This is a genomic window from Nitrospirota bacterium (assembly GCA_035873375.1).
Lineage (GTDB): Bacteria > Nitrospirota > Thermodesulfovibrionia > Thermodesulfovibrionales > JdFR-85 > BMS3Bbin07.
The window spans coordinates 1-10,049 of the sequence record JAYWMQ010000018.1 but is presented as its reverse complement, the minus strand read 5'-3'; the positions used below and the strand labels follow the sequence as shown (position 1 = coordinate 10,049).

Annotated in this window: 11 protein-coding genes and 1 tRNA gene; 8 read left to right on the top strand and 4 right to left on the bottom strand. The window is 42.9% G+C overall.

Annotation, left to right across the window (positions count from 1 at the left end):
• The 3 genes from VST71_04555 to petA form a co-directional block, all read right to left on the bottom strand.
• The coding region (locus tag VST71_04555) for a c-type cytochrome (GenBank protein MEC4684989.1) at positions 1-629 on the bottom strand (629 nt) is incomplete at its 3' end.
• On the bottom strand, positions 626-1,801 hold the full coding sequence (locus tag VST71_04550; protein ID MEC4684988.1) for a cytochrome bc complex cytochrome b subunit: 1,176 nt from the start codon (positions 1,799-1,801) through the stop codon (positions 626-628). The genes VST71_04550 and VST71_04555, both read right to left, overlap by 4 nt.
• Before the next feature lie 23 nt (positions 1,802-1,824).
• Entirely contained in the window at positions 1,825-2,349 is a 525-nt protein-coding gene (gene petA / locus VST71_04545; GenBank protein ID MEC4684987.1) for a ubiquinol-cytochrome c reductase iron-sulfur subunit, read from the bottom strand.
• A 142-nt stretch (positions 2,350-2,491) separates the two neighbouring features.
• Here petA and VST71_04540 point away from each other — a divergent pair.
• Together VST71_04540 and VST71_04535 are read left to right on the top strand one after the other, a co-directional pair.
• Positions 2,492-2,568: transfer RNA gene (locus VST71_04540), tRNA-Pro, on the top strand.
• A gap of 25 nt (positions 2,569-2,593) precedes the next feature.
• Positions 2,594-3,250 carry a SprT-like domain-containing protein gene (locus VST71_04535; protein ID MEC4684986.1) on the top strand — a complete coding sequence of 219 codons (657 nt, stop codon included), beginning with the start codon at positions 2,594-2,596 and terminating at the stop codon, positions 3,248-3,250.
• A gap of 59 nt (positions 3,251-3,309) precedes the next feature.
• Here VST71_04535 and VST71_04530 read toward each other — a convergent pair whose 3' ends face one another.
• The gene (locus VST71_04530; protein ID MEC4684985.1) at positions 3,310-3,522 is read right to left on the bottom strand and encodes a hypothetical protein; all 213 of its coding nucleotides are present in this window, start codon (positions 3,520-3,522) and stop codon (positions 3,310-3,312) included.
• Positions 3,523-3,892: 370 nt separating this feature from the next.
• Between VST71_04530 and VST71_04525 the strand changes: the two genes are divergently transcribed.
• The 6 genes from VST71_04525 (at position 3,893) to VST71_04500 (ending at position 9,936) form a co-directional block, all read left to right on the top strand.
• Positions 3,893-6,139, top strand: a complete 2,247-nt coding sequence (locus VST71_04525) for a vitamin B12-dependent ribonucleotide reductase (protein ID MEC4684984.1) — start codon at positions 3,893-3,895, stop codon at positions 6,137-6,139.
• 271 nt (positions 6,140-6,410) lie between these two features.
• On the top strand, positions 6,411-6,908 hold the full coding sequence (locus VST71_04520; GenBank protein MEC4684983.1) for a cytidine/deoxycytidylate deaminase family protein: 498 nt from the start codon (positions 6,411-6,413) through the stop codon (positions 6,906-6,908).
• A gap of 58 nt (positions 6,909-6,966) precedes the next feature.
• Positions 6,967-7,422, top strand: coding sequence for a response regulator (locus tag VST71_04515; GenBank protein ID MEC4684982.1), 456 nt, complete (start codon positions 6,967-6,969; stop codon positions 7,420-7,422).
• 46 nt (positions 7,423-7,468) lie between these two features.
• Positions 7,469-8,023, top strand: coding sequence for a hypothetical protein (locus tag VST71_04510; GenBank protein ID MEC4684981.1), 555 nt, complete (start codon positions 7,469-7,471; stop codon positions 8,021-8,023).
• A gap of 148 nt (positions 8,024-8,171) precedes the next feature.
• The gene (locus tag VST71_04505) at positions 8,172-8,528 is read left to right on the top strand and encodes a hypothetical protein (protein MEC4684980.1); all 357 of its coding nucleotides are present in this window, start codon (positions 8,172-8,174) and stop codon (positions 8,526-8,528) included.
• Positions 8,529-8,673: 145 nt separating this feature from the next.
• A complete protein-coding gene (locus VST71_04500) occupies positions 8,674-9,936 on the top strand; it encodes an ATP-binding protein (GenBank protein ID MEC4684979.1) in 1,263 nt (420 codons plus the stop codon).
• The last annotated feature ends 113 nt before the right edge of the window (positions 9,937-10,049 follow it).

Genomic DNA, 10,049 nt, shown 5'->3' with positions numbered 1-10,049 from the left:
TCTTCCAATACAACTTTTCTGTATAATGCTAACAGTATTGCGAGAATAATAAAGAATATGATAACAATCATACCGATGAGATGTCTTCTACTGGTTTCTTTTGCGGTAGGAAGTATAGCAGTTTTCAAAAATGCCGATACTGCCACAATCTGTTTGTTGTTTAGATGCATATTGGGCATTTTAGTACCCGGAAGCACCTTTTGCGGGTCTTTGATAATATTAAATAATTTTCCTTCACCCAAATAAACATAAGCGGTTGAAAGATCCGGCGGAACCGATCCGAATGCCGCTTTGAGACCCTTTAATTGAAGCGCAAAGGCTGATTCATAAACATCTCTTGTCAGAAATCCGTTGTGTTCTTTCATGAGAATTTTAAAGAGTGGTTTTTCATTTGGCGCATTAACAAAAAATGGGTATATTTTTTTGTATCTTAATGAGTGGCAGGCGGCACAAGATGTCTTAAATATTTTTGCACCTTCTTTAACTAATTGAACTTCCCCGACTTTTGCCTTGATAACCTCGGCAGATTGAGGAACCTTCCATTCTGACGGCTCCAGAACACCGCTCCACAGGGCATAGAACAGACCGCCAAGTATTATAACAATTGGAATTGAACGCAGGAATTTCACTGTATTGCCTCCTTTTTTTTCTCAAAATGAGCTATCACCGGTAAGCTTGCGAAAAATAACATATTGACAAAAAAGAATACTTGTCCGATTACTCTTGACTGAGCTGTATCCGGCTGCGTGCCCTCAATGGAAAGTACCGCAAAAGAGAGAAGAAACAACAGGTACACAAAATAGAACAGCGGACGCTTTGTTGCGCTTTTCTTTTTTGATGTATCCAGAATTGGTAATAAAAGCAGAAATATTAAGAACATATTGGTTGCCATAAAACCGAGAAATTTGCCCGGTATGGATCTGAAGATCTCATAAAAAGCGGTTAAATACCACTCGGGTGCAATATGTGCAGGTGTTCTCATTGGATCTGCGGGAGCAAAATTAGCGGAAGGTGTAAATGGACCCGGATTAAAGAATATAAAATATGAAAATGCTGCCAATACGATTGCTATTATAACACCTTCTTTCAAAGTTACATATATAAATGGAACCGTTTCTTTTTCATTTCCGTGAACTTCGCGTCCGTCGGCACTTGTAACACCTGTCTGATGAAAAAATTGCATATGAAAAAAGACGAGGACTATCAGCAAAAGCGGTAAAAGTACAACATGCAGCGCAAAAAATCTTGTGATTGTGATATCTCCAACTGAAAATCCACCCTTTATCCATAAAGATACCTTGTCCATTATGCCAAGCGGAATAGCTGTCGGCATTTCGCTGACTACCTCACTTGCCCAGTATGAAAGCTGTCCCTGTGGAAGAAGATATCCGGTTAAAACCAGAAGGATCATAACCATATATATTACCCATCCGATAATCCAAACAAGTTGTCTTGGATTTTTATACGCGTTGTAGTAAACGCCTGTAAACATATGTGTATATATTATTGCCATGAAAAAGCCTGCACCTACTGCATGAAGTGCTCTAAAAAACCACCCCCACGGTATAACTTGAGCAATCGTGTAATTAACACTGTCGAATGCAAGGTTCATATCAGGCTTATAATACATAAGTACGAAAACCCCGCTTATTATCTGTATAACAAGAAACACAACAGCTAAAACACCTAATGAGTACGGCAGTGTTAATCCTTTAGGAACACGATACTCAATCATCTCCTTATGGAAAATTTTTCCCAAACCAGTTCTTGATTCAAACCATTCTTTTATCGGTTGACCCATTCTTCGCTCCTTAGTTATATAGTTTAACCAACAGTTAATATATTGCCGACAAGTTTTTGTTTTTTTGGAAGCCAAAGAGGACGAGGATGGGGACCGTAAATATTATCGCCCCATGGTGTATAAACACCGCCATGGCAAGGGCAGTAATATATAGGCGCTTTGTATCCTTGTCCGCTATGTTTTTCCCATATAGGTATGCAGCCTAAGTGAGTACATACGCCTATTATGGCAACAACATTTTTCTGTCTCTTCAGTATCGGTTTAATTTTCTCATAGTTTGTGCTCTCTTTAGCTTTGCCACCCCATTTTTTTAAATTATACCCCTCTGGAAATTTCATAACAAAAAGCGGTTTACCTTTGAAAGGAACGCTTTTGAGATCAAAATCTTGCATGCCGCTTATATCAACTTTTGCTATAGATTGCGACATAGCGTCTTTGCTCGGCTGAAGGCTTTCGGCCACAGGATACAGCGCACACACAGCACCGATTCCTCCTACTGTTCCTGTAGCCCTGCCAAGAAATTTTCTTCTACTTATTTTGTCACCCATTTCTAAAAACCTCCTCTCTTTACCATCTATTTACTTTATAATAGCATGAAACAGCCTACACACTACAGCATAAAATATAATTGTCAAATTCTATTTTAATTTGCTCTTGACTGATTGAATATTGTGTTTATTATCTAATCGGCGGGGCGTAGCGCAGTCTGGTAGCGCACCAGCTTCGGGAGTTGGGTGCCGCTGGTTCGAATCCAGTCGCCCCGACCATATATTTTACCATCAGGGAACTTCCATGAATCTTCAAAGGGTTATAGAGCAAGCTGTCTGCAGACCTGTAGAGCTTATCCTGACAAACAACAGAACAAGCATAGTCAGCTTTAAAAGAGAAGGGGACAGGGTCCTCCTGAGGGTACAGCGTCTCTTTACCGAGGCCCCCCTGGAGGTAATCCTTGAGATAGCGGAATTAATCAAAAAACCCTCCATCAAGACACCCCTTGTCCATGACTTCTTCAGGAAAAACCAGTGGAGGGTAAGAAAGAGGTCCAGGACCCCTGACAGGGTCGAGCCCGAGGGAAGGGTTTATAATCTCCATGAGATATTTGAAAAGGTGAACAGGGAGTATTTCTCCAACGGGATCAATGCAGTGATAACCTGGGGAAAGCGCTCACCGAAAAAGGCCGTCAGGAAAAGGACCCTCGGCAGTTATAATTCAGAGACAAAGACCATCAGGATCAATCCGGGGCTGGACTGCGTCAGGGTGCCGGGGTTTTTTGTCGAATTTATTGTCTACCATGAAATGCTGCACGCTGATATCGGGATATTAAGAAGGAAGAACGGAAGACGTGCCATCCACACACGGGAATTCAGGGAAAGGGAAAGGCTTTTCAGGGATTACCGCAGGGTTATGGAATGGGAGAGGAAGGCACGGCTGAGCGGGTTCTGTCCATAAACCCCCGGGTTCAGAAGAAGTCAGGCTGATTCAGAAAAAGGCGGGGCAGGTTAAGGAGATTACCTCACACGGCTGTTAATCTCCTTTAAAAACTCTTCCAGATCAAGACCTTTTTCACTTGCAACATCCTTGAGTGCCTTGGCAAAAGTGTCCTTGCATTCACATAGCCCGAGGGAGAGGAGATAGTCGACTGTCTCGGGATATTCCCTGAATAAAGTTGAAACCTTTGTATCTGCATTTATTCCATCCATCATGGGCATATTATATAGCATTTCGATCTGTTTTCATAGCAAGATTCTTTTCCAAAATTTTCTTAACATTTCACCAACACCTATTTCACAGGAAAAATTCTTTGAAATCAACGCCTTAAGTAGCCTGCATTTTTTTCTTGACAAATACCACATATTGTGGTTTAATTGACTAAACACTACCATGAGCCACAATCTGTAGGGGGTATTTTGGACTTCTGTAAAGGCCTGAACGACTGGTTTAATTGTCTGCGATGTCCGCATATCTGCACAAAAACCTGTCCCATTGAAAATGAAGACGCCTTCAGTCAATTCTCTGTCAAGATAAAGGCCCTTGAGACATTGCAACAGAAAGCGGAAAAAAATATAAAAGTATAAAAGGAGGAGGTATCGAATGGATCTTTTAAACTCTGCTCTCAACCTTACTGACAATGCACTCAAGGTATTGCAGAAGAGGTACCTGAAGAAGGACGAAGAGGGAAATGTTACGGAAAAACCCGAGGATATGTTCAGAAGGGTGGCAAGGGCAGTGGCATCAGCAGACCTCAACTACGGCTGTTCACCTGAAGAGGTTGGTACCCTGGAAGACGAGTTCTATCAGATGGTGTCTTCTCTCTATTTTCTGCCGAACAGCCCGACCCTGATGAATGCGGGCAGGCGGCTCGGGCAATTATCGGCATGTTTTGTACTGCCGATCGAAGACTCCATGGAGAGCATTTTTGAGGCAGTCAAGAATGCTGCAATCATACATAAATCCGGTGGGGGCACCGGGTTCAGCTTCTCCCGCCTGAGGCCGGGCGGTGATGTAGTGGGTTCCACCAAGGGCATATCCTCCGGCCCTATATCCTTTATGACGGTATTTGACACGGCAACAGAGGCCGTAAAACAGGGGGGCACACGCAGGGGGGCCAACATGGGCATGCTCCGTATTGACCACCCGGACATTCTTGGCTTTATCACCTGCAAGGACGACAACGAGAGGTTGAACAATTTCAATATCTCCGTAGCCCTTACCGATGAGTTTATGGAAAAGGTTGAGGTGGACGGTGAATACGACCTGATAAACCCGAGGACCAGGAAGGTTGACGGGAGGTTCGGGGCCAGGGAGGTTTTTGACCTGATTGTCCGGCACTCATGGCAGAACGGAGAGCCGGGGATAGTATTCATCGACAGGATAAACCAGTCCAACCCCACACCACAGGCAGGGGAGATTGAGAGCACAAACCCATGCGGTGAACAGCCGCTGCTGCCGTATGAGTCCTGCAATCTCGGCTCAATAAATCTTGCAAAGATGGTACAAAACGGTGAGGTTGACTGGGAACACCTCAGGGTTATAACACACAAGGCAGTACATTTCCTTGACAACGTCATAGATATAAACCAGTATCCCCTGAAAAAGATCGAGGAGATGACCACGGCCAACAGGAAGATAGGTCTTGGGGTAATGGGCTGGGCTGATATATTGATTCAACTCGGCATTCCATACAATTCTGAAAAGGCCCTGAGCCTGGCTGAAGAGGTGATGGGCTTTATCAACTCAGAGGGCAGAAAGGCATCAGAGGGACTCGCAGAAGTAAGGGGTGTGTTTCCAAACTACGATAAAAGCATTTATGCCGGCAGCGTAAAGGTCCGCAATGCCACAATCACCACAATAGCGCCAACAGGAAGCCTGAGCATCATTGCAGGTTGCTCCTCAGGGGTTGAACCCGTCTTTGCGGTCTGTTTTGTCAGGACCGTTCTTGAAGGCACAAAGTTATTTGAGATAAATCCATTCTTTGAGACTGTTGCCAGGGAAAGGGGCTTTTTCTCCAGGGAGATGATGGAGAGGATTTCCGAAACAGGCTCTATTCTCGGCATTGCGGAGATACCGGAAGATGTAAAAAAAGTTTTCATCACTGCCCACGACATCACACCTGAGGACCATATCCGTATGCAGGCGGCCTTCCAGAGGCATGTTGACAATGCCGTTAGCAAGACCGTTAATTTCCCAAACCATGCTACCCCTGAAGATGTCAAAGAGGTCTTTCTCCGGGCATACAGGCTCGGGTGCAAGGGTGTTACCGTATACAGGGATGGCTCAAGGGAGAGCCAGGTCCTGAGCAGGGGGACCAAGGAGAGTTCCGATGCCCAGGCCACAGGGGACGGGCAGGCAGCAGAAGAGAAACAGAAGATTATTCCACGAAAGAGGCCGGATATGATCAAGGGTACGACCCAGGCAATGAAGACAGGCTGCGGCACCCTCTATGTCACTGTAAATGAAGACGAGGAAGGGCTTCCCTTTGAGGTCTTCAATCATATAGGCAAGGCAGGCGGTTGCGCATCAAGCCAGTCAGAGGCGATAGGAAGGCTTGTCAGCCTGTCTCTGCGGTCAAACATTGCCCCTGAAGAGATTATAACGCAACTGAAGGGAATATCCTGCCACCAGCATGCGTGGTCAAGCGGCGGAAAGATATCGTCCTGTGCAGATGCCATTGCCAAGGCCCTTGAGCTTTACATGACAAAGGGAAAGGGGAACGGCAACGGCAAGAAACTCAATGATGCGGTCATGCAGATAGGGGCATGTCCCGAGTGCGGCGGTACTGTGGAGCATGAGAGCGGCTGCGCTGTGTGCCGCAACTGCGGGCATACAAAGTGCGGATAGCAGGCAATAAAAGCAAAGACTTTGTTTTTAGCCGCAGATTTCGCAGATGAACTCAGATCAGGATTTAATACAAAGAGACTACAGATAAAAAGAGTCTGTTTATAAACTCAATTATTCTATCTGTCATTCCGGCAGTCTTTAAGCCGGAATCCAGTCTTTTAAATGCTTTCTGGATGCCCCGAACGTTTTTGGGGAGAGAAAAAATATCAGCGCTAATCTGCGTGAATCTGTGGCTGAGTTTGCTGTTTGATAATAAAGGAGGGTTAAGAGAATGAGTAGCGGAGGAAACGGGAATAACGAACCACGAAACCGCCCTTCCTGGGACGAGTATTTCCTTGAGATAGCCAGGGTGGTTTCCACAAGGTCGACCTGTCTCAGGCGCAGGTATGGCGCTGTTATTGTCAAGGATAATGTAATTGTGAGCACAGGCTATAACGGTGCACCCAGAGGCGCTGTGAACTGTATTGACTCCGGTGTGTGCAGGAGAAAGGAACTGAACGTACCCCCGGGTGAGCGTTATGAACTCTGCGTGGCTGTGCATGCTGAGCAGAACGCTATTGTAAATGCGCCCCCGGAGAGGATGAAGGGCTCAACCATATACATAGCAGGCTTTGAGGATGATAACACATTCGCCGAAGGCAAACCCTGCCTTCTCTGCAGGAGGATGATCCTTAATGCCCAGGTGGAAGAAGTGATTTATATGAAAAAGAATGGGGAGATTGAAAGGGTCAAGGATGCGAGGGATCTGGATATGCCTTTAGAGCTGTGAGTTTTGAGGTTAATGCAAAGGAAATCATAAATTAAGTCTAATTACGGGAGGGAACACTATGAGTTTAAGGGCATTTGTTTTTGATGACGATGAGAAGATACGGTCTTTGTTATCCAGAATCCTGGAGAGCCGGGGATACACGGTTTTATCTTTTCCCGACCCAACATATTGCGCCTTACATTCAGATACAGAATGCTCATGCCCTCCCGGTCAAGTGTGCGGTGATATTTTAATTACCGACAACAATATGCCTAACATGAATGGTCTGGAGTTCATTCAGAACCAGATGCAGAAAGGTTGCAGAGGCATTGTTCAAAACAAGGCAGTGATGTCAGGCACATGGACAGAGGTGGATCATGCATACGCCAAAAGCCTTGGCTGCAGGATATTCGAAAAGCCTTTCATGGTTGAAGAGATCCACAAATGGCTGGATGAGTGCGAAAAAAGAATGGATCCCTCCAGGAAATTGATAGACTGGCATGGTGTTTCACTGAACTACGCAGGGGCTGGCTGAGAGCCGTGGCTCATATATGTATTTTTTGAAAGCAGGGTAGATAAATTTGGCGGTTTGCATCGCCGAAGAAGATATAGAAGAACGGGGAGACTATGGAAGAGCAGATGTAGTAATAAAGAGAGAAATCCGCTTACTCAGTGAGCATAAAAAGGGTGCCTTTTTCAGGTACAGGCTTGCGGGTGGTCAGGAAGTCCAGAAACTCCTGCAGCAGCTCCCTATACATTTAATAATTGTCATCTGGAGGACATATGATATGAATAAAAAGAAACTTAAAACACTAAATGGATGGGTAAGAATCAATCCTATACCCAAATTTAGCAGTAATGTTGATGTCCCCGATCTATGGTTTGTTGATAAAGTTACAGATGACCATATCAGATTGTCTTATCCCACGACAGGACATACTAAAGATATAGGGCTTGATCACTTTACAGAATACAGAACCGATTCTTTTGTGGATAAAGGTAGAGAAAGTAATGGCATACTTATGTTGAAGACTCAAATAATTGTTACTGGAAAAAGTGTGATATTAGAGCCATTGACCAGACCACCCATTAGTCCAAAAAAAAATCGTAACGGGAACTGCTTATTACTAAACTAAAAAGGTGACAGCATATTTACCAAAGAAATAAAGCAGATAACAAGTCAATCGAGGCAACAGGGAATAGCCTCTGTGCTTTTTTTGCAAAGGCTGGTTGCCCTATACCTCATTTAGGCCATTAGAAAATAAAAAATGAGATTAATGACTTATGATTGAAATTATTACAGGTGTAATTCTAGGTGCAATTGCAAGTTGGATAATAACACATTTCTATTATCGACGATCAAATCAAGACTCAACTTTATTGATTAAAAAAATCAATTTTATTCTTTCTAAATTTGAAGATTTAAGCAAACAAATGTTATCACCAACCCAAATGTCAAGTTTGGCAAAAGATGCAAAATCATTAAAAGAAGAACTGCACAAAAAGTTCGATATCTTTGAGGAATTAGAAGGACTATGCCCAGAATGTGGATATCCTTTAGAAAAAATCATTGATAATAATGGTAATATTTCAGCACGTTGCAATAATCCAGCATGTATTGAAAGAATGAGTTCTTATTAAAATTAATTTTATTGCAGGGTCACGTAGGGGGCAAGTCTACACATTGCACAAATTTACAAAATTACGATTCGAATGTCAAATGTGTAGACCTGCCCCCCTACGATTTTTGATGACCTACCCAGTCTGTAGATAAAAAGGAATAACCGTGAAAATCGAATCTGTAAGAATAAAGAACTTTAGAAGCTTCAAGGATGAGACAATCAAGTTTGATAACTATACCTGTTTTGTCGGTGCGAATGGTTCAGGGAAATCAACTGTCTTAAATGCTTTGAATGTTTTTTTTAGGCAGTATAAAGACAGTAAGACAAATCTTAGCAAACTTACAAGTGAAGATTTTCATCACAGAAATACAGAAGAACCAGTAAAAATCACAGTCACATTCACAGAGCTTTCTGACGCTGCGAAAGCCGAATTATCTGATTATGTAAGACAGGATAAGCTGATCGTTTCTTCTGTAGCAAAATATGATTCAACAACAGATTGTGCCGATGTAAAACAATATGGAAATCGTTTAGGTCTACAGAATTTTCGAAAATATTTTGAAGCAGATAAGAATGGAGAAAAAGTTTCAGAATTGAAGCTTATTTATCAAAATCTGCAAACGAAATATCCTGACTTACCTAGGCCAGGAACAAAAACTACGATGGCGGATGCCCTCAAAGCATATGAAGCGGAGCATCCTGATGATTGCGATTTGATTCCAAGCGAGGATCAGTTTTATGGGGTGAGTAAAGGAGCCAATAGATTAGCTAACCATGTACAGTGGGTATTCGTTCCTGCATCAAAAGATGCTACAGAAGAAACCGAAGAATCAAAGAACACAGCTTTAGGACAATTATTAGCGAGAACTGTTAGGTCAAAAGTAAATTTTTCCGAAAAAGTTGGAAAATTAAAGAAGGACACGCAAGAAGAATATCAGAAAATATTGGATGAGGAGCAATCAGTATTGGATTCAATATCTTCTACATTGCAGGATAGTTTAGAGTCGTGGGCGCATCCTGGCATTACTGCCCAAATTCTGTGGAAACAGGATTCTGATAAGTCAGTAAAAGTTGAAGAACCTTGGGCATATCTCAAAATCGGTGAGCGAGGATTTGAGGGTGAACTGGCAAGATTTGGGCATGGTTTGCAACGGTCATATATGCTTGCCTTACTTCAAGAATTGACTGAACTTTCTGATGAAACAGCCCCAACATTGATAATGGGAATAGAAGAACCAGAAATTTATCAACACCCACCTCAAGCAAAACATCTTGCAGAAACTTTAAATGATCTTTCAGAAAAAGACTCTCAAATAATGATTTGTTCACATAATCCTTTATTCATTCCCAGTGACAATTTTGAAGCAATAAGAGTTGTTAGAGAAAAGGATAATCCTAGCCCTAAAACAAGCGAGGTTTTTCTATGAGTTGCATAGAGCCCCATCTTATCCATTGACGAATTACATTTTTGCCTGTTAATCTCTCGAAGCGCTGATTTAATAGTATGAATGCCTCGATCAGTCCCATCATAAAACCTAAA